This window comes from Desulfovibrio sp. TomC (genome assembly GCF_000801335.2).
Lineage (GTDB): Bacteria > Desulfobacterota > Desulfovibrionia > Desulfovibrionales > Desulfovibrionaceae > Solidesulfovibrio.
On record NZ_JSEH01000025.1, the window covers coordinates 50945 to 69691 of the forward strand.

At 64.2% G+C, this 18747-nt stretch carries 17 protein-coding genes; 3 read left to right on the plus strand and 14 right to left on the minus strand.

Annotated features, from left to right (window positions below; all coding sequences use genetic code 11):
* Positions 1–47: 47 nt before the first annotated feature.
* The 4 genes from hrcA to NY78_RS18660 all read right to left on the minus strand — a co-directional run bounded on the left by hrcA (position 48) and on the right by NY78_RS18660 (position 2681).
* Complete coding sequence (gene hrcA / locus NY78_RS18650) at positions 48–1085, minus strand: heat-inducible transcriptional repressor HrcA (protein WP_043639443.1); 1038 nt, start codon at positions 1083–1085, stop codon at positions 48–50.
* Between the two features lie 146 nt (positions 1086–1231).
* On the minus strand, positions 1232–1594 hold the full coding sequence (locus NY78_RS18655) for a hypothetical protein (protein WP_043639446.1): 363 nt from the start codon (positions 1592–1594) through the stop codon (positions 1232–1234).
* Positions 1595–1775: 181 nt separating this feature from the next.
* Entirely contained in the window at positions 1776–1985 is a 210-nt protein-coding gene (locus tag NY78_RS24875; protein WP_156180990.1) for a hypothetical protein, read from the minus strand.
* Complete coding sequence (locus NY78_RS18660) at positions 1986–2681, minus strand: FadR/GntR family transcriptional regulator (RefSeq protein WP_043639448.1); 696 nt, start codon at positions 2679–2681, stop codon at positions 1986–1988.
* Positions 2682–2993: 312 nt separating this feature from the next.
* Here NY78_RS18660 and NY78_RS18665 point away from each other — a divergent pair, with 312 nt between their 5' ends.
* Complete coding sequence (locus NY78_RS18665) at positions 2994–3302, plus strand: Dabb family protein (protein ID WP_043639451.1); 309 nt, start codon at positions 2994–2996, stop codon at positions 3300–3302.
* 145 nt (positions 3303–3447) lie between these two features.
* Here NY78_RS18665 and larB read toward each other — a convergent pair whose 3' ends face one another.
* From larB to NY78_RS18700, 7 genes are all read right to left on the minus strand, one after another.
* Positions 3448–4203, minus strand: a complete 756-nt coding sequence (gene larB, locus NY78_RS18670; RefSeq protein ID WP_043639454.1) for a nickel pincer cofactor biosynthesis protein LarB — start codon at positions 4201–4203, stop codon at positions 3448–3450.
* A 20-nt stretch (positions 4204–4223) separates the two neighbouring features.
* On the minus strand, positions 4224–5033 hold the full coding sequence (larE, locus tag NY78_RS18675; RefSeq protein WP_043639457.1) for an ATP-dependent sacrificial sulfur transferase LarE: 810 nt from the start codon (positions 5031–5033) through the stop codon (positions 4224–4226).
* An 11-nt stretch (positions 5034–5044) separates the two neighbouring features.
* The gene (larC, locus tag NY78_RS18680) at positions 5045–6367 is read right to left on the minus strand and encodes a nickel pincer cofactor biosynthesis protein LarC (protein ID WP_043639460.1); all 1323 of its coding nucleotides are present in this window, start codon (positions 6365–6367) and stop codon (positions 5045–5047) included.
* A 285-nt stretch (positions 6368–6652) separates the two neighbouring features.
* Positions 6653–7858: an aldo/keto reductase gene (locus NY78_RS18685; protein ID WP_043639463.1), complete on the minus strand. Its 1206-nt coding sequence runs from the start codon at positions 7856–7858 to the stop codon at positions 6653–6655.
* A gap of 358 nt (positions 7859–8216) precedes the next feature.
* Positions 8217–9206 carry an AraC family transcriptional regulator gene (locus tag NY78_RS18690; RefSeq protein ID WP_047960283.1) on the minus strand — a complete coding sequence of 330 codons (990 nt, stop codon included), beginning with the start codon at positions 9204–9206 and terminating at the stop codon, positions 8217–8219.
* Between the two features lie 194 nt (positions 9207–9400).
* On the minus strand, positions 9401–9829 hold the full coding sequence (locus NY78_RS18695; protein ID WP_043639465.1) for a (R)-mandelonitrile lyase: 429 nt from the start codon (positions 9827–9829) through the stop codon (positions 9401–9403).
* Between the two features lie 359 nt (positions 9830–10188).
* A complete protein-coding gene (locus tag NY78_RS18700) occupies positions 10189–11040 on the minus strand; it encodes a hypothetical protein (protein ID WP_043639468.1) in 852 nt (283 codons plus the stop codon).
* 379 nt (positions 11041–11419) lie between these two features.
* On the opposite strand from NY78_RS18700, the gene ybaK reads away from it, so the two are divergent.
* Complete coding sequence (ybaK, locus tag NY78_RS18705; protein WP_043639495.1) at positions 11420–11893, plus strand: Cys-tRNA(Pro) deacylase; 474 nt, start codon at positions 11420–11422, stop codon at positions 11891–11893.
* A 273-nt stretch (positions 11894–12166) separates the two neighbouring features.
* On the opposite strand, the gene NY78_RS18710 is transcribed toward ybaK, so the two are convergent.
* Both NY78_RS18710 and NY78_RS18715 read right to left on the minus strand, forming a co-directional pair.
* Positions 12167–13348 carry an iron-containing alcohol dehydrogenase gene (locus tag NY78_RS18710; RefSeq protein ID WP_043639471.1) on the minus strand — a complete coding sequence of 394 codons (1182 nt, stop codon included), beginning with the start codon at positions 13346–13348 and terminating at the stop codon, positions 12167–12169.
* A gap of 561 nt (positions 13349–13909) precedes the next feature.
* Positions 13910–15871, minus strand: a complete 1962-nt coding sequence (locus NY78_RS18715; protein ID WP_043639473.1) for a sigma-54-dependent Fis family transcriptional regulator — start codon at positions 15869–15871, stop codon at positions 13910–13912.
* A gap of 158 nt (positions 15872–16029) precedes the next feature.
* Here NY78_RS18715 and recQ point away from each other — a divergent pair, with 158 nt between their 5' ends.
* Positions 16030–18270, plus strand: a complete 2241-nt coding sequence (recQ, locus tag NY78_RS18720) for a DNA helicase RecQ (protein WP_043639476.1) — start codon at positions 16030–16032, stop codon at positions 18268–18270.
* On the opposite strand, the gene NY78_RS25320 is transcribed toward recQ, so the two are convergent.
* Positions 18267–18747, minus strand: a 481-nt coding sequence (locus NY78_RS25320) for a hypothetical protein (protein ID WP_197084272.1), incomplete at its 5' end; no start/stop codon positions are given. The two genes, recQ and NY78_RS25320, sit on opposite strands and share 4 nt — an antisense overlap.

Genomic DNA, 18747 nt, shown 5'->3' on the forward strand with positions numbered 1-18747 from the left:
ACAAAAGGCCGGCCTGCGCCGGGGCGTCGCGACGCGGATGGTGCTTGTTAAAAATGCCGGTCGAGCAGCCGGGTCAGGGTGCTGGCGGTGTAGTTCACCACCGGCACAAGCTTGGCGTAATCCATGCGCCGGGGACCGATAAGGCCGATGGCCCCCAAGGTGCGCGAACCTGTGCCGTAGGGGGCGGTGATGACCCCCAGTTCGGACAGGGCAGCCTGATCCGACTCGTCGCCGATTATGATGACCGTTTTAAGACCGTTTACGGTTTTGTCCAGCAGATCGAGCAGAATGGTGCGTTCTTCAAGGACGCGCATGAGTTCGCGCATGTGCTCGGCGTCGGTGAATTCGGGCTGGGACAGGATATTGGGCGTCCCGTCCACAATGACTTCGCTGGCCGGGGCGCGTTCCTGCTCAAAGGCCGAGCGGGCCATGGTCAGGGCGCGCAGGCACAGGGCATTGAGCGAACGCCGGGCCTCGTCCATCTCGCGCACGATGCGGGTGCGGACTTCGTCCAGGGTCCGGTCGGTGAACAGATGGTTCAAATAATTGGAGCAGGCCACGAGATCGTCGGGCGTGACATCCGGCGCGGTCTCGATGACGCGCTTTCGCACCAGACCGCCCTGGAGCACCAACAGCACCATGACCAGCCCGGGATTGAGCAGGGAGAAATCGATGCGCTTAAACCGCGCTCCGGCCGGGTTGGGGGCAATGACCATGGACACCTGGAGCGACAGGCCGGACAGCAGGCGCGAGGCCTGGCGCAGGACGTCGTCGAGTTCGAGGCCGGCCAGGGTCAGGTTGTCGATAATGCGCCGCTTCTGGTCGTCGCCGAGCGGCGACAGGCGCATGACCTGGTCGAGATAGAGGCGAAAGGCCTTGGCCGTGGGGATGCGTCCGGCCGAGGTATGGGGCTGTTCCAGATAGCCGGTCTCGGTGAGGTCGGCCATGATGTTGCGGATGGAGGCGGCCGACAAGCCCAGAGAACTGAGCTTGGACACGACCCTGGAGCCAACGGGAGCGGCCGAAGTGATATACGCTTCGATGATGGTGGTCAGGACTTCCCGTTCGCGTTCGGCAAGAGGCATGGCGTTTCCCTGTTTGGCACTCGTCGCATTCGAGTGCCAAACGGGTAACAACCGAAGGGGGGCGTGTCAAGGGAGAGGCGGAGAAATGAGTGCTATCGCACGGAAATACTATCCGATTTTTAAAACGCCCTCTTGCCGGGCCGGGGTCAGTCCTGGCCGGGCAGCAGACCGGCCGGATCGGGGTGGATTTCGTCGCGGCCGGTGCGCAGCACGGAATCCAGCTCAGCCCACAGGGCGGCGTGCGCTTTGCGAGCGACATCTTCAGCCGGGCGGGTGTCGTGCATAAGCGGCGAGGCCTGGACCACCCGGCGCAGTTCGGACAGTCCCTCCCGGGCCGTCAGCACGGCCGTGGCCGGCAGGGACAACCGGGGCAGCATCCGGCCCAGATCGGCCAGGGAGGAGGATGTCTCGGCCAGGGCGCGGCGTGACGGCGCGGCATTGGCCAGGACGGCATAATACCCCAGACAGGCCGTGAACAGGAGTACAACAAGGGACCTGGAAAGACGCATGGGAACTCCGTTATGTATGAACAGGCGACAACGCCGGTTCGGGAATGGCATGGGCGGCCGAAGATCGGCTAAAGTCATATCATCTGACGATTATGAACAAAGCAAAAAACAGCGTTTTGAGGCCGCTGCGGGCCTCGGTTGACCGGAATGGCGGTAGGCGTCAGAAATTCCTTGCGTATTTTCACGAGGTCTCTTCCTGGCTCCAGCCTTTTCCCGTCTTTTCCGGCGCAATGTTCGTGCAGTGACCGGGCAACGCGCCAAGGCCAAACAAACAAACCCCAGGTGGGTTTCCAAAGGGGTCTACCCCTTTGGCCGCCGGAGGTTCTTCTACCCGCATCGCATTCCAGCATATCATCTGATGATTGTCAGCCATGAAAAACAGTGTTGCCACTTATTTCTCCAGGGCCGTGATATCGCTGGTGAAGTGGTCGATGCCGTCCATGGCGAAGCGGGCGGCGGCGTCTGCATCCTGATTGGTGATGGCGTCGAGCAGACCGTTGTGGATATGGTCCTGGTAGCGGTTGACGCCGACGTCGGCGATCAGGTGATCGAGAAAATCCTGGAAAACCATGCAGAAGCTGCGGTAAAGATCAGCCAGCAGGCTGTTGCCGCTGGCTGCGGCCACGGCGGAATGAAAGGCGATGTCGGCCGCCACATAGCCATGGGTGTCGCTGGCGGCCACGGCGGCTTTCTTGCGGACCAGGCAGTCGCGCATGGTGTCGAGGTCGGTCTCGGTGCGGTTGGCGGCGGCCAGTCTGGCCGTCTCCACTTCGATAATGCGGCGCACTTCGCGAATTTCCCGGGCGGTTGCCCGGCGCAGGCGGTATTCCAGGGGCTCCTTGCCCGAGGAGCCGCGCAGCACGTAGGTGCCGTCGCCCTGGCGCACTTCAAGCAACCCGGCGCTGACCAGCACGCGGATGGCCTCGCGCACGGTGGAACGGCCGACGCCAAGCTGGGTCATGAGGGTCGGTTCGGTGGGAATCTTGGTCCCCGGCGCAAAGACCCCCAGGGAGATTTTTTCCTGGATCTGCTGGATGACGAGGTCGCAGAGTTTCCGCGAGCGCACGGGACTTAAGCGGGAAGGCATCGTCTGATGATCTCCTCAATGGCTGTTGGTTTTTAGGACCGCCCCGGGTCGCTGTCAAGAGGGCTGGGACCATTTTTGCGCGCAAGGCGGCTGGGGGCAAGGGGCACCCTCTTCGTGCTGCGCGGGCTAGAGGGCATCGAAAGCCTGAGGGCGCTGTCAGGCACGTTGGCCGCAGCCCCCGGCAAAGCGCTTCTGGGTTCGGCCGCCACTGATGTGTTTGCTGGCCGCCGTGGAGGGCGGCCTAGGGAAACGGCCCTGGATTCCCGGGCGTTTTCCCGGTAGGGTGGAAAAAAACCGATCCAGGAGACAGGCATGATCACGCATATTGTTATGTGGACCCTCAAGGACACGGCCGAAGGCCGGGACAAAGCCGCCAATGCCGCAGAAATGAAGGCCCGGCTCCTGGCGCTGCCGGCCAAGCTGCCCCTCGTGTTGGACATGCGGGTGGCCGAGGGGCAGGAGATTTTCGCGGCCGTGCCGGCCACGGACCTTGTGCTCTACACCACGTTTAAGACCAAGGAAGACTTGAACGCCTACGCCGTCGATCCCTTGCATCTGGAAGTGGTCGAATTCGTCAAGAAGGTGGTGGCCGAGCGTCGCGTCGTGGATTTCGAGTCCTAGGGCTCGGGGCGTCCCGCAGGGCGCGGGGACGGGCTGGGACCGGCCGGCGTGTTGCCGCGCTTTGGCCGGGGCAGCGCGGCCGGCCAAAAGGAAAAGGGCCAGGGCCGGCGTGCCCCCTGGCCCTTTTCTTGTGGCCGTCCCGGCGTCAGGCCGGGAAGAGGTTGTTGATCTTGCAGGCGGCGCAGGCCGCGCCAAAGCCGTTGTCGATGTTGACCACGGTCACCCCGCTGGCGCAGGACGTGAGCATGCCCAGCAGGGCCGAAAGCCCGGACAGGGATGCGCCGTAGCCAACCGAAGTGGGCACCGCCACAATGGGCTGGGACACCAGTCCGCCGACGACGCTGGCCAACGCGCCTTCCATGCCGGCCACCACGATGATCACCCGGGCCTGGCGAATCGTATCGAGCCGGTCCAGCAGCCGGTGGATGCCGGCCACGCCCACATCAGAAATGACAAAGGCCCGGCTGCCGAGCATCCGGCAGGTCACCCGGGCCTCCTCGGCCACGGGCAGATCGGAGGTGCCGGCGGTAACGATGGCGATTTCCCCTTCCCGAAACGTGATCTCGCCCTGAACGAGGGTCAGGGTGCGGGCCAATGGATCGTAGTCGGCCTGGGGACAGACGGATTGCACATGTTCGGCCATCTCCGGCGAAACGCGGGTGGCCAGGACGTTTGCGTGTTCACGCATGCGCAGGAAGATTTCGCCCACCTGCTGCGGGGTCTTGCCCTCGCCGTAGATCACTTCGGGGAAGCCGTTTCGGAGGCTCCGGTGCAGGTCGATCCGGCTGTGCCCCAGGTCCAGGCAGGGAAAATCGCGCAACTGCTCCATCCCCTGTTCCACATCCAGGCTGCCGTCTTTCACGGCGGTCAGCAGTTGCTTTAACGTCTCTTGCGTATCCATGCTCTTCTCTTGCTTTACGCCTACGAGGCGGGTTCGTTCAAGCTGCCCATGCGGTAGCCGGCCAGATCCACGGCCACGTAGCGGTAGCCGAGCGCTGTCAATCGGGCCTGTATGCCGTGCTGCCGGTCGGCTTCGATCACTACGGCCACCTGGTCGCGGGGCACTTCGATGCGGGCGAGGTCGCCGTGGCTGCGAAGCCGTACGGCCGTGAACCCCAACTCCCGTAGAAAACCTTCGGCCTGATCGATGCGCCGCAGTTCGGCCTCTTCGATGCGTGTGCCGTGGGGCAGGCGCGAGAGCAGGCAGGCCCCGGCCGGCTTGTCCCAGGCCAGACCCTGGACCCGGGACAGGTCCCGGATGTCCTGTTTGGTCAGGCCCGCGGCCAGCAGGGGGCTTAGGATGCCCAGTTCGCCCAGGGCCTTGCGGCCCGGACGGTAGTCGTCCAGATCGTCCAGATTGGTGCCGTCCAGGACGTAGGGGATGCCCTCGGCCCTGGCCACGGCCGTAAGGCGCGTAAAGAGGCTGAGCTTGCACAGGTAGCAACGCTCCGGCGGATTGTTGCGTATGGCCTCGGGAAAAGGGACGTTCAGCAGCAGGTGGCGGGCCTGCATGGTTTGGGCCGTGGTCTTGGCCTCTTCACGCTCGTGTTCGGGCGTATAGGCGGCGACCACGGTGACGGCCAGGACCTTGTCGGCCAGGGCCTGCCGGGCGGCATGGAGCAAAAGGGTGCTGTCCAGCCCGCCAGAGAACGCGATCACGGCTGAGCCCATCTCGCGCAGCGCCTCGAGTAGGGCCTGGTATTTTTGATCGGTGGTCAGGACTAACGACATGGTGTGCTCCGCTATTTCCCGCTTTTGGCGATGCGGGCGTAGACTTCGGTCAGAGGCAGGTCGTGACGTCTGGCCAGCTCGCGGCAATCTTCCAGCTCCGGCTTGGAGCGCAGCACCTGGCCGTCTTTCATGGCGTGTTTCATGGTCACGGTCCCAAGCGGGGTGTCCAGGCGCTCAAAGGCGATGGCCAGCACGGTCTTGTCCAGGGGAAAGCTTTTGACGCCAAGCGTGGTGGTGTGGCGGAAAAGCAGTTCCTTGAAACGCTCCTCATCGGCAACGGAACACAACAGCGACAAACAGGTGGCCGGGCGGTTTTTTTTCATCAGGATCGGGATGAAATGCACGTCCATGGCTCCGCTCTCCATGAGGACGTCCATGGCCACGCCAAGCATCTCGGCAGTCATGTCGTCGATGTTGCACTGGAGCAGGCGGGCCGGCGCAGTCGAACCGGTGGTCGGGGAAGAGGCCGGCCGGGCCAAATGCACCCGCAGGACATTGGGAATGGCCGAGTCCCGGTGGCCGATGCCGTAGCCGGTCTTTTCCGTCGCCAGGGCCGGCGTGTCGGTGAATTCGTCGACCAGGGTGGCCAGGATGGCCGCGCCCGTTGGGGTGGTGGTTTCCTGGGCGACCGCGCCGCGCGTGGTCGGGATGCCGTGCAGGATTTCCACCGTGGCCGGGGCCGGGACCGGGATAAGGCCGTGGGCGCAACGGACAAAGCCGCCCCCCAACTCCACCGGGGAGGCCCACGCCGCGTCCACGCCCAGCCGGTGGAAGCAGATGGCCGCGCCCACAATGTCCACAATGGAGTCGGTGGCTCCGACTTCGTGGAAATGGATTTCGTCGATGGTCTTGCCGTGGACCCGGGCTTCCGCCTCGGCCACCCGTCGAAAGATGTCCAGGCTGGTCTGCTTGACCGCCTCGGACAAGGTGCTGCCCCGGATGATCGCTTCGATGGCGGCGAGGTTTCGGTTGGGCCCGTGGCTGTGTTCTCCCGGGCCGGCCTCGTGGTGGCCGTGCCCGTGATCGTCGTCGGCAGGGTCATGGCTGTGGCCGTGCCGGGAGTCCACGTGGGCATGGTCGTGCCCGTGGCCATGCACATGGGGCTGGCTATGGGCATGGTGGTGGGCCGGGTCGTTTTTGAGGATCACGTCCACCCGGGTGCCGTGGATGCCGTGGCGCGAATCAGCGGTCACCTGCAGCGCGAATTCATGATCCAGGCCGAGCTTGGACAGTTCGGTCTGCAAGTACCCGGGTTCGACCCCCAGATCGATCATGGCCGCCAGATGCATGTCGCCGCTTATGCCGGCAAAACAGTCGTAATAGAGTATGTTCATGGCTTCATGCGCCGAAGCGCCGGGTGTTGGGTTGCTGCCGCCTGGGCGGCGACGAGGGGACAATGGTTGGGCCGAGCATGTGTCGCACCGGGTGACCGGGCCGGGCCGGTCCGAGTCGGGCGGGTTGCGGCGTTTTGTCCTTTTGGGCGCGGCAGGAACGGTACAGGTTGCCTCAAAGAGAGACAACTCCCCAGCCTGGAGCTGGCCCGGCCGCACAGGCTGCCGGTGTCTGCCGCTTCCCTGGACGACCGGCCGGCCGGCCGGTCGTCCAGGGCCGGCATGCCCCTACTGAAGGCCCTTCTTGAAGTGCTCTCTGATCCCGGCCACCCGGTCCTGGAAGTCCGGTCCTTCCATTTCGGCTGCGACTTTTTCCAGCATGTCCGGAATGGCGATATGCTGTGGGCATTTTTCCAGACACTCGCCACAGGCCACGCACTGGGAGGCGAAGCCGGGTTCGTCGCTGCCCGTGATGCCGCTTCCGAAGGCGGCATACATGAATTTCGCTTCCTCGACGTTTCCAAACATGTGCATCTTGTTGTAGAAATCAAAGCTCTTGGGAATCTGAACGCTCATGGGGCAGGGCATGCAATAGCCGCAACCCGTGCAGCCCACCTGCATCAGCTCCTTGTAGGTGCGCCCGGCCCGGTCCACCAGCTCCAATTCCTCGGCCGTGAGGGAGCCGGCTTCGGCCTCGGCTGCGATGGCCAGATTCTGCTCGATGTGGGCTTCCTCGTTCATGCCCGATAAGACGACGATGACTTCCGGATGGTTCCAGACCCAGCGCAAGGCCCAGGCCACGGGCGTGCGTTTGGTCTTGGCCTCGTTCCAGATGTCGGCCACGGCCGGGGGCGCGGTGGGAAGGCCCAGGTTGCCGCCGCGAAGCGGTTCCATGATGATGACCCCCAGGCCCTTGGACGCCGCGTATTTGAGGCCGTCGGTTCCGGCCTGGAACTGCTGATCCAGATAATTGTACTGGATCTGGCAAAAGTCCCAGGGGTAGGCGTCGACAATGCGGGTAAATTCCTCGGCCAACCCGTGGAAGGAGAAGCCGGCGTTGACGATGCGGCCGTCGGCTTTGGCCTGATCGAGAAACTCCCGAAGGCCCAGGGCCGCGACCCGGTCCCACGACGGCCCGTCAAGGGCATGGACCAGATAGTAGTCGATGTGGTCGGTTCCCAGGCGTTTGAGCTGGGCATCAAGGTAGCGGTCCATGTCCGCGCGGCTGTTTTGGAGCCAGGTGGGCAGTTTGGTGGCGACCTTGACCCGCTCCCGGTAGCCGTCTTGCAGGGCCTTGCCGAGCAGGGGTTCGCTTTGGCCGTTGACGTAGGGCCAGGCCGTGTCCATGTAATTGACCCCGGCGTCAATGCTGCTTCGGATCTGGGCAATGGCGCGTGGTTCGTCGATGGCCCCGTCCACCATGGGCAGGCGCATGCAGCCGAAGCCAAGTATGGAGAGTGCATCACCTGTTTTGGGCATTTTTCTGTAGAGCATGAAAGATCTCCTTGTCGTCACGAAATAACGTGCGGCCTGTCCGTCTGCAGCCGGTTTGGCCGCAGGACCATGGGTGTGATACGTGAAGGCAGGGGAGGGAGGAACGTCCATTCCTACCCAAATATTGCCTGATCCTGGCACGAGTGCGGGAAAGAGATCGCCTTTATCCCGCCCGCCGCCTGGTTGGGCAGCCCTGCCGGCAACCGAAACGGCCGGCCGGTCGGGGAGAGGCCCGCCTGTCCGGCCGGAAGTCGGCCAGCACCAGACCGCCGGGAGACCGGGGCGAAAACAGGGAGGGAGAACATGCCCGTCAAGAGGCGGCATCAGTCCGAAGCCGCCCGGGCATTGCCGCCGGGCTTTACACCGCACTGGCCTGGTTCGCCGCCGGGGCCGGAGCAGCTTGGCTTTGGCGTGTTTCCGTGGAAACCTGTCGTATTTTTTTGATATCCCGTAAGGGCGGCGCGCCAAAGAGGCGGCTGTACTCGCGGTTGAATTGCGAGTGGCTCTCGTAGCCGACCTGAAAAGCCGCTGTGGCTGCATCGAGATTGTCGGTCAGCATCAAGCGTCGTGCTTCATGCAGCCGCAGAAGCTTTTGAAACTGCAGGGGACTTTTGTTGGTCACGGCGCGAAAGTGGCGATGAAAGGAGGAAGGGCTCATCTTGGCATAGGTTGCGAGAGCGTCCACCCGCAGCGGCTGGGTATAGTTGTCCCGCAACCAGTCGATGGCCTGGGCAATCTGATTGCTCTGGGTGCCGGACGCGGCGATCTGCCGCAGGCGTGCGCCCTGGTCCCCAACCAGCAGGCGGTAGAGAATCTCGCGCTGGACCAGGGGGGCGAGAATCGCAATATCCTGGGGCGTATCGAGCAGGTCGATCAGGCGGTGGACGGCGTTGAGAAGCGGCGCCGTGACAGTGCCCGTGGCCAGGGCGCGATCCGATGGCTGGGCCTGCGGGAGCGGCACGTTGCTGTCAGCCATCATCCGGGCGATAGTCGGCCGGTCGAGCTTGAGGCCCAGTCCCAGGTAGGGTTTTTCCCGACTGGCCTCACTGATCTGGGCCACGACCGGCAGGTCGACGGAGCTGATCAGGAAATGAGACGGATCATAGGTGTAGGTCTCTTTGCCAAGGAGCACCCGCTTGGCTCCCTGGGCAATGAGGCACAGGCTTGGCTCGTGCACATAGTGCGTCAGTTCCGTTGGCGCGTCCCAGGCGTTAAGCGTCAGGCCTGGGATCGCCGTGGGCAGCCGGTTGTTCCTGCCGGTCCATCGGGCAATCCGCTCGGCCAGCGCTTCGTTAACGCTCTGTACGTCAAGGGACGGATCGGCGGGCAAAGATGTGTTGGGGTGCATGAACACCATTCCTGGCTTTGGATTATTCGGCAAAAGGGACGCAACATACAAGCAGACGGTCCAAATCGCGCCCGCTAAGGCGCAGGCCACTGCCGTCGGGCGTCCCTGTCGGCAGCAACCCGGTTGGCATGCGGCATTGGATGCAACACGCCGTGGGGGTCAGGACACTACGGGCATCTGCCAACCGGGAGCGGTTATTTGTCCATTGGCAGGGGCTTGGCCGCTGCCCCGGCCGGGTATTGGGCATCCGTGACCTTTTCCAGCCAGTTGACGACGACCCCGTCGAGTTGCTCCTGGATGGCGAGGTAGGTCATGGCGGTACTGGGCGAAGCGCCGTGCCAATGCTTCTCGCCCGGCGGAAACCAGATCACGTCGCCGGGGGCCAGGGTTTCCAGCGGACCGCCCCAACTCTGGGAAAGGCCGGACCCGGCGGTCACGACCAGGGTTTGCCCCAGGGGATGGGTGTGCCAGACCGTGCGGGCGCCGGGCTCGAACGTGACGCTGACCCCGGTGGCCCGGGCCGGGGCGTGGGCCTGAAACAGGGGATCAATGCGGACCGGACCGGAATAACTCGCCTCCGGCCCTTTCCGGGACGGCTGGGAACCATTTTTCTGGACGTCCATGGCCTGGGTTCCTCCTTTGCATGTCCTTGATTCCCCGAGTCTCCGGCCAGGGCGGCACAGCTCCCGCCGGCTAAGAGACGGCCCCCGGAGAGGGGCGGCACGGTCTTTCGGTTCGTTTGCAGTCGTGACTCTTTCACGGCTGGCCAGGATGCCGGCGTTGCCAACCAGCCGACAGGCGTGTGGCCCAAGCGACAAAACGCTGGCGTCCGGCTGGCCCCGACTGTTGCCCGAATGGCTTTACCGTCCCTGATAGCGGGATGCGGCCCGGGGCAGTAGACACAATCCTCTTTGTTTTTTGCCTGATTCTCTCATTAAACGCCAGGGGCAGCCTGCATCGCGGGGCATGGTTTGGCAATCCGTCAGACCACGCCGAGAATCCAGCCCTCAAACGCGGCGTCGGCGTGCTCGGTGTCCGTCAGGTTTGGCGTGAAGAAGCTGGCGAGTCTACCGTCCTGGTCGGCCTGTTGCAGCCAGGCCGCAGCACAGAAGGCGTCCTGCTGGTCCTGGGTCCGGTCGTCCCGGGGCCAGAGGCCGCTCCAGAGCGACGGGTACACTTCGGCCACGACTGTTTTCCCTGCCGCAACGGCCCAGCCGTCAAAGGGCCACCAATGGACCCGCCCGCCGGCCTGGCGTCGCAAACGTCGCAGCCAGGGCAGGCCGGCATGGGTCGAGTGGGCAACAGAACCTGGCACGTCGAAGTGAAAGACCGACTTGGCCCCGGATGTGCGCTTCCCGGCGGGTATGCCGGGCTGTCCGCCGTCTCCCCGGCTCTTGGCCTCGCGTGTACGCATCTCGGTACAGCGCCGCCAGTGGGCATCGCCCTGGCGGGCCGCGCCATTGCCGGTCCGTCCCTGGCGCACGTCATCGACACGGATTTCGGGCTGGTCGGTCGGCCAGTGGCTTTGGAAATCATCCAGGAAATGCGACCAGTCAGACGGCAGGTGGTATTTGTCAAAGCAGGCCCGGGGAAAGGAAAAGCCGTGGTCGATGCCGACCAGGGTCGGGACGCTTTCCGTCAGGCGATCGGCCAGCCAGTCGGCCAAGTCGCGCCGGGTCCAGCGCCATTGTGGATGGTCAGGCTCGGGCCGGATTTCCTGTGGTAGGGACGCAGCATTGGCCAAATACACCCGAAGCCCGGGCAGACGGCTGTCGGGCGTGGCGGCTCCGGAATAATCAATGCCGATATACCGTCTGAAAAGGGGGTGGGGCATGGGCAACCTCGCGCATGGGACCTTGGCCGGCCGGCTGCTGGTGGCGCGTCAGCACGGTTGCAATCCTGCCCTGGCGTGGACAGCGGGTCAAGAAGCGGGGCCGGCGACCGGAGCAACGGTCGCTCCCCTCACGCTTAAACGACTGCTCGCCCCGGTTCCGGTCTCTTCCCGCCTGTTCTTGCACAACTCCCGCCCGGCGACTTGGCCGCATACCCGGTCAAACCAGACGAACCCCAGGTGGGTTTCCAAAGGGGTCACCCCTTTGGCCGCCGGAGGCCTCTTCCTCTTCCATGCCCCCGGCTACAGCGCTAGCCGGTGCTTGCCCGGGGTGGGGCAATTGGCTATGCCCGCCGGGTACCACGTTTTTGAGGTGAACCACATGTCCAAAACGACGCGCGCGACCCAGTTTTTGGCCAAGGCCGGGATCGCTTTTGAAACCATCCAATATGCCTACGAATCCGGGGCCGAGCGGATCGGGTTGCAGGCGGCGGCGGCCATTGGCGAAGCGCCGTCCCGGGTGCTCAAGACGCTGATGGTGCTGGTGGACGGCAAACCGGCCTGCACCGTGGTCCCGTCTGACGGCGAACTCTCCATGAAGCGGGTGGCGGCGGCCTTTGGCGGCAAGACGGCGGGCATGATGCCGCCGGCCGAGGCCGAGAAGGTCACCGGCTACCACGTCGGCGGCATAAGCCCCTTTGGCGCACGCAAGAAAGTGCCCGTCGCCATGGAGGCGGCGGCGGGGGCCGAGCCGTATGTCATTATAAATGGCGGCCAGCGCGGGGTGATGGTGCGTCTGGCCCCGGATGATGCCGTGCGGGTCCTTGGGGCTGTGGTTGCGCCGCTTTTGGCCTGAGCCGGTCGGTTGGCTGCGGCTGTGGCCGGTGGCCCCAAAAGGGCGACGGCCTGAAAACGTCGGGGTCAAGGGGGCGCACCATCAAGGAAGAGTCCGCCGCAAGCCGCAACGAGACATCTCTCGGTTGGCGCCACGGCAGTTTGCGGGTGATGCGGGCGACGGACCCTTCATTGGTGGTGCGCGCGTCCCAGGCCCCGTGCAGCTGGCCTAGACCGCCCGTTTCGCTTCCCGGGAGCGGAGCGTCTCCCGGGAAGCGGTGTCTGTTCGGGCGAACTACAGGGCCGCGGTGTAGATGTCGGCGACATCCTTGTCCGTGGCGCAGCGCGGATTGGTGAAGCGGCAGATGTCTTTTTGGGCGTTGGCGGTCATGGTCGGGATGTCGGCGGCCTTGACTTCCTTGTTGTAGCGTCGGCCCAGGTCCACGAGATTGGCGGGGATACCCACATCGGCGGACAGCTGGCGGATGGCCTTGAGCGCCAGTTCGGCCGCGTCGCGCGGGGCCAAGCCGGTGATGTTCTCGCCCATGATCTCGGCCATGGCCGCAAACTTCTCCACCTTGGCGATGAGGTTGAACTTCTCGACATAGGGCAGAAGCAGGGCGTTGCATTCACCGTGGGGCAGGTTGTAAAATCCGCCGAGCTGGTGGGCCATGGAATGCACGTAGCCAAGGCTCGCGTTGTTAAAGGCCATGCCGCCGAGGTACTGGGCGAAGCACATGCCTTCCCGGGCTTCCAGATCCTGGCCGTTGGCCACGGCCTTGCGCAGATATTTAAACACCAGCTTGATGGATTCAATGGCGCAGGCGTCGGTCATGGGATTGGCAATGGTGGAGACAAAGGCTTCCACGGCGTGGGTCAGGGCGTCCATGCCGGTGGCGGCGGTCAGGGCCGGGGGCATGCCGACCATGAGGACCGGATCGTCGATGGCGATGCCCGGGGTGACGCGCCAATCGGCAATGGCCATTTTGACGTGGCGGGAGGTGTCGGTGATGACCGCGAACCGGGTCATTTCCGAGGCCGTGCCGGCGGTGGTGTTGACGGCCAGATAGGGCATGAGCGGCTTGGTGGACTTGTCGACGCCTTCGTAGTCGTGGATCTTGCCGCCGTTGGCAATGAGCAGGGCGATGCCTTTGCCGCAGTCGTGGGAGGACCCGCCGCCAAGGGTGATGAGGCTGTCGCAGCCGTTCTTCTTGAAAATGGCCACGCCGTCGTCGACGTTTTTATCCGTGGGGTTGGGCACGGTCTCGTCATAGATCACGTAGGGCATGGCCGCGGCGTCGAGCAGGTCGGTCACCTGTTTGACAATGCCGGCGGCAACCACGCCCTTGTCCGTGACGAGCAGCGGTTTGCTGCCGCCCAGGGCCTTGATCTTCTCCGGAATCAGCTTGGACGCGCCGATACCGATAAACGTCACGCTGGGGATGAAAAAGCCGTAGACCTGTTCCTGAACTGCCATTGCGTCCTCCGAGAATGTTAGAGGTTATCCGTGTCTCGTTGCTTGGCGCAGTTGTTGCTTGTATGGCGGCTATTCGCTTTATGAGAGGGCATCGCCAGTCAATGGCGTTGTGCTTCCTGAGTAAAAACATATGAAATAATCTTTTCGCCTGCTGTCATCTTGCGGAATGGATGCGGCGATAAAACAGTCAGCGACCTTTTGCCTGGTTGGTTTCTCTTTTGTTGCGGGCCTGTCGTGGTGACAGGATCACGTTTCAGAGAGCAAAAGGTGGACCATCTCTGGCGAAACCTGGTGTGAGTGTATAATCTGGTGTAATTATAGGATGTTGTCTTTCTGGTCAGGCCGGGGGATGGGACAGGTGGAGTGTCCATAATATGGACATGTCAGGCTGACATGTCCGCTTTGCAGGCAGTCGTGAACATAGGGCAGGCGACCGGCGCGGGGCATTGCCAGGACTGGGCATGAGACTGTCGGGGATGGGGATGCGCTTCGGCATCGGAGGGTGGATGTCCGGGGCAGGGCGCACTCGCCGGGGCAAGCCGTTTGGCGCGGCCTGTGGACTTACCCGGCTCGGAACGTGTCGGCTGCGATGCCGTATTGCTTGAGCTTGGCGTAGAGCGTGGTGCGCGAGATGTGGAGCAGCGACGAGGTGCGCCGGAAGTTGCCGCCGGTCTCGCGCAGGGTCTGGACGATCAGCGCCTTTTGGATGCGCTTAAGCGACATGGCCGCCTCGCCGGGCCTTTGCTGCTGGCCCCGGATCATGTCGGCCATGACGTCCTGGGGCAGGTCGGCGATGTCGATGCGGCCGTCGCAGGCCACGTTGACCAGCCGTTCGATGCAGTTCTCCAGTTCCCGCACGTTGCCCGGCCAGTGGTGGGCGGCCAGGGCGGCCAGGGCTTCGCGGGAAATCTCCAGGTCGGGTTTGCCCAGGGATTTCTTGAATTTGTCTATAAACAGGCGGGTTAACAGCGGCACGTCGTCGTCGCGGTGGCGCAGAGGCGGAATCTGGATGGTCAGCACGTTTAGGCGGTAATAGAGGTCGCTGCGAAAGGCGTTGTTGCGAACCGCAGTCGGCAGATCCTTGTTGGTGGCGGCGATGATGCGTACGTCAATATGCTTGGCTTCCTTGCCGCCAAGGCGCGTGACCTCGCTTTCCTGGAGCAGGCGCAAGAGACTCACCTGGGCCTCCAGCGGCATCTCGCCGATCTCGTCGAGAAAGATCGAGCCGCCGTCGGCCAGTTCGAATTTCCCCGGGCTGCCTTCCTTGAGCGCCCCGGAGAAGGCGCCGGCCACATAGCCGAACAGCTCGCTTTGCACCAGATTTCGCGGCAGCGCCCCGCAATTGACCACCACAAAGGGACCTTTGCGGCGGTTGCCGGCGTTATGGATGGCCTGGGCAAAGAGTTCCTTGCCCGTGCCGGATTCCCCCAAAAGCAGGGTGGTGGCGTCGCCCTGGGAGGCCACCCGGGCCAGACGGATGGCTTCCCGCAACGGCTTGGATTCGCCCATGATGCTTTCGAAGGTGTAGACCGCCTTGGCCCCGGCCACCCGGGCGGCGTATTTGCGCATGCGCCGCGTCTCGCGCAGGGTCAGGATGACGCCGCCGTCGGCAAAAGGGGCGCAGGACAGGGAGCAGGACAGTTCGCCCCGATCCAGGCTGAAGGAAACCTCCCGGTCGTGGAAGGTCTGCCGGTCGGCCAGGATGGTCCGCAGCACTTCGCTGGCCCGGATAAAGGTCTGGATGTTGCGGCCGGTGACGTCGGCGGAAAGGCCCAGCATGGCGCTGGCCTGCCGGTTGATGCTGGCGATGGCGCCGTCGCCGCCAAGCACGATGACGCCGTCGTCGAGGAGTTCCAGGATGATGTGCTGGGTGCGCAGCAGACTGCGCAGGCGCAGATGTTCTTCGATGGCGTGGGCGGCGGCCTCGACCAGCCCCAGGGTATGCTGGTGGAAATTCTCGGTGCTGATGGCCAGATTGAGCGCCCCGAGAAAACGGCCGGAGCTGTCGTGGATGGGCGCGGCGGAACAGCTTAAGTAATGCAGGGAGGCGCTGTAGTGTTCCGAGGCGATCACATGGACGGGTTGTTGTTCGATCAGGCACACGCCCATGCCGTTGGTGCCAAGCGTTGTCTCGTCGCAGCGGCGTCCCGGAACGCCGTAGGGCACGTTTTTGAGATCCTCGCTGGTGGCCGAGACATGGAGCACCAGTCCGGTTGTATCGACCAGGGTGACCACGCTGCTGGAGAGGTGGATGGAGTGGGCGAGACGGTCCATGACCTGCTTGGCCGTATCCACCAATTCCCGGTTTTCGGCCACGGCCCGGTCCAGGCCGTCGTGATCGATGGGGCATAGCGCCAGGGTGTCGCAGGGAAACCCGGCCCGACGGCAGCGCAGCCAGGAGTTCAGGATGACCGGGCGCACCACGACCCCGTCCATGTCCATGCCGGCTATGAACCGTCGCCACTGGGCCGATACGGCGATGATGCGTTCTCTGGAAAGCGGGAGATGGACCGTGGCCACCATGGGGCGAGCCTCCCTTGGCAAGTCGCCTGTCAGTCGGGCTGCGGCCAGGATACGGCCTTGGCGGCAGGAATTCAAGATAAGCCGGTCCCATCCATTGCCTTTCCCGGGCCAAGCGATTACCCGATGCGGGGGCAGGTCAACCTGCCGTACCACTCAATATGACAACGCCGCGCACGCTTCTCAAACGAGTCTTTGGCCACGACCGCTTCAAAGGCCCCCAGGAAACCGTCATCGACCATGTGCTGGCCGGCGGCGACGGGCTGGTGCTTATGCCGACCGGCGGCGGCAAGTCGCTGTGCTACCAGATCCCGGCCATATTACGACCTGGCACGGCCATCGTCATTTCGCCGCTCATTGCCCTCATGCGCGATCAGGTCCAGGCGCTTTCCGCTCTGGGCGTCGCGGCCGAGTGCCTCCATTCCGCCCTCCCTCCGGGCGTGGCCCGGGAGGTGATGGACAAGCTGCGCCGGGGCGATCTCGATATTCTTTATACCGCACCGGAACGCTTCATGTCGCCGGGCTTTGCCCAGCTGTTGGCCGGTCTGCCCCTGGCTCTTTTCGCCATTGACGAGGCCCACTGCGTCTCCCAGTGGGGCCATGATTTCCGGCCGGAATACCTGCAGCTGGCCGGCATCGCCCAGGATTTTCCCGGCGTGCCGCGTCTGGCCCTGACCGCCACGGCCGACGGCCCCACCCGGGCCGACATCCTGGCCCGCCTGGACCTCGGCCATGCCCGGATTTTTGCCACCGGCTTCGACCGGCCCAACATCCGCTATATCGTCGAGCCCAAGGACCATCCCCGGCGGCGGCTCCTGCAATTTATAAGCGAGGAGCAGCCCGGCCAGTCGGGCATCGTCTACCGCCTGTCGCGCCAAAAGGTCGAGGACATGGCCGATTGGCTGACCGCGCACGGCGTGCCGGCCCTGGCCTACCACGCCGGCCTGCCCCCGGCCGAGCGCGACCGCAGGCAAGACCGGTTCATGCGCGAGGAAGGCCTGGTCATGGCCGCGACGGTGGCCTTTGGCATGGGCGTGGACAAGCCCGACGTGCGCTTCGTGGCCCATCTCGACCCGCCCAAAAGTCTGGAAGCCTACCACCAGGAGACCGGCCGGGCCGGGCGCGACGGAGAACCGGCCACGGCGCTTATGCTGTATAGTCCCGGGGATTTCGCCTCGTTGCGCCGGCTCATTGCCCCGGAGGGCGGGGAGGGGACGCGCACGCGCATCGAGTTGTCCAAGCTCGACGCCCTGGCCGGCTACTGCGAGGCCGACGCCTGCCGTCGCCAAACACTTCTTGGCTATTTCGGCGAAGATATGCCCGAACCCTGCGGCAACTGCGACATCTGCTCCGACCCGACCGAGCCGGTAGACGCCAGCGTCGCGGCCCAGAAGGCCTTATCGTGCGTGTTTCGCACCGGCCAGCGTTTCGGGGCCGGCCATCTGGTCGACGTGCTTTTGGGCAAGCCCAGCACCCGGGTGGTGCGCCTGGGGCATGACACGGTGAGCACGTTTGGCATTGGCGGGGAGCTGACCCGGCTGCAATGGCGGGCGGTCTACCGCCGTCTGGCCGCCATGGGGGCGCTGGCTCCGGACGAGGAGGGGTATGGCGGGCTGGTGCTCACACCGCTGGCCTGGGAAATCCTCAAGGGCAAGCGCGGGCTGACCATGCGTTTGCGGACCGATCCCGAACCACGCTCCAAAAAGCGCGGCAGTCGGGGTGAACGGGCCGAGGCTGGCGGCCGGTCGAAAAAGAGCTGGGTGTACGACCATCTGGATACGCCGGCTGACGAGGTCTTGTGGGAAGGGCTTCGGTCCTGGCGCTTGGAAACGGCCAAGGCGGCCGGCGTTGCGCCGTATGTCATTTTTCTCGACCGCACCTTGCTTGACGTGGTGCTGCTCAAGCCCCTGGACGCGGCCGGTCTGGCCCAAGCCGGCGGCATGGGCCAGGCCAAGATCGATAAATACGGCGACGTGCTTTTGGCGATGTTGGAGGCGCATTACGCCACCCACGGCCGGGATGCGCCGCGCCCGGCCCTGCCGCCCGAGGCGTCCGGGAGCGCGCCCGTGCGCGAACCCGGGGATTCGGCGGCCAAGAGTCTGGAGCTTTTCCGCGAGCTTGGGTCTGTTGAAGCGGTGGCCGAGCGGCGAAATCTCAAGGCCTCGAGCATCCACGGCCATCTGCTCGCCTACGTGGCCTGGGGCCGTTTGTCGGCGGATGCGGTCTGCGGCCTGCCGGACGAGGTCTTGTCCCGGGCGCGCGAGACCCTCACCCGTCTTCGCCGCGAAGGGGCAGCCGGCCTGACCCCGGCCTTCGAGGCGCTTGGGGGTGCTGTGTCATATGAAGCCCTGCGTTGTCTCGACGCGGAACTGCGTGCCAAGGTCCGCGACGGCCAGAGCTAGTCGGGCTGCGGCAACTTCTTCAGCATTTCTTCATAATGAGCGAGGCGAGTCACGTCGTTTCGCGCCCGGGCACGGTCGGCGGCTTCGTGCAGCCCTTTGGTGACTTCCTCGAGAACTTCAGCATCGTCCGATTTGCCAAACTCAGCCACCATGGCGTCGCAGGTGGTTTGGGCTTCGTCATGCCGGGCGAGTGCATCCAGGGCAGCAGCTTTGATGGCCATGGCTTCAGGAAATGGAACCAGCCACTTGAAGCTGTCGATGGACTGCTTGTAACGCGTCAGAATCTCTTCGCAGCTGGTTAGTGCTTCAGGTGCGCGCCCCAGTCGGACCAAGGCTGCACTTCTATTGGCCATTGCGCTGGCGATACTGCCTGAGAAGGCATTCTTGTCGGATACCTGATGGCGACGGAGTGCTTCCTCGCTGGCGGAGAGGGCTTTGTCGTACTCTTTGAGGCCAAGGAGTGTGCAACTCATATTT

Excerpts from the sequence above, each read along its gene's own strand:
- hrcA (WP_043639443.1), bottom strand. The coding sequence starts at position 1,085 with ATGCCTCTTGCCGAACGCGAACGGGAAGTCCTGACCACCATCATCGAA.
- NY78_RS18655 (WP_043639446.1), bottom strand. The coding sequence starts at position 1,594 with ATGCGTCTTTCCAGGTCCCTTGTTGTACTCCTGTTCACGGCCTGTCTG.
- NY78_RS18660 (WP_043639448.1), bottom strand. The coding sequence starts at position 2,681 with ATGCCTTCCCGCTTAAGTCCCGTGCGCTCGCGGAAACTCTGCGACCTC.
- NY78_RS18665 (WP_043639451.1), top strand. The coding sequence starts at position 2,994 with ATGATCACGCATATTGTTATGTGGACCCTCAAGGACACGGCCGAAGGC.
- larB (WP_043639454.1), bottom strand. The coding sequence starts at position 4,203 with ATGGATACGCAAGAGACGTTAAAGCAACTGCTGACCGCCGTGAAAGAC.
- larE (WP_043639457.1), bottom strand. The coding sequence starts at position 5,033 with ATGTCGTTAGTCCTGACCACCGATCAAAAATACCAGGCCCTACTCGAG.
- larC (WP_043639460.1), bottom strand. The coding sequence starts at position 6,367 with ATGAACATACTCTATTACGACTGTTTTGCCGGCATAAGCGGCGACATG.
- NY78_RS18685 (WP_043639463.1), bottom strand. The coding sequence starts at position 7,858 with ATGCTCTACAGAAAAATGCCCAAAACAGGTGATGCACTCTCCATACTT.
- NY78_RS18690 (WP_047960283.1), bottom strand. The coding sequence starts at position 9,206 with ATGCACCCCAACACATCTTTGCCCGCCGATCCGTCCCTTGACGTACAG.
- NY78_RS18695 (WP_043639465.1), bottom strand. The coding sequence starts at position 9,829 with ATGGACGTCCAGAAAAATGGTTCCCAGCCGTCCCGGAAAGGGCCGGAG.
- NY78_RS18700 (WP_043639468.1), bottom strand. The coding sequence starts at position 11,040 with ATGCCCCACCCCCTTTTCAGACGGTATATCGGCATTGATTATTCCGGA.
- ybaK (WP_043639495.1), top strand. The coding sequence starts at position 11,420 with ATGTCCAAAACGACGCGCGCGACCCAGTTTTTGGCCAAGGCCGGGATC.
- NY78_RS18710 (WP_043639471.1), bottom strand. The coding sequence starts at position 13,348 with ATGGCAGTTCAGGAACAGGTCTACGGCTTTTTCATCCCCAGCGTGACG.
- NY78_RS18715 (WP_043639473.1), bottom strand. The coding sequence starts at position 15,871 with ATGGTGGCCACGGTCCATCTCCCGCTTTCCAGAGAACGCATCATCGCC.
- recQ (WP_043639476.1), top strand. The coding sequence starts at position 16,030 with ATGACAACGCCGCGCACGCTTCTCAAACGAGTCTTTGGCCACGACCGC.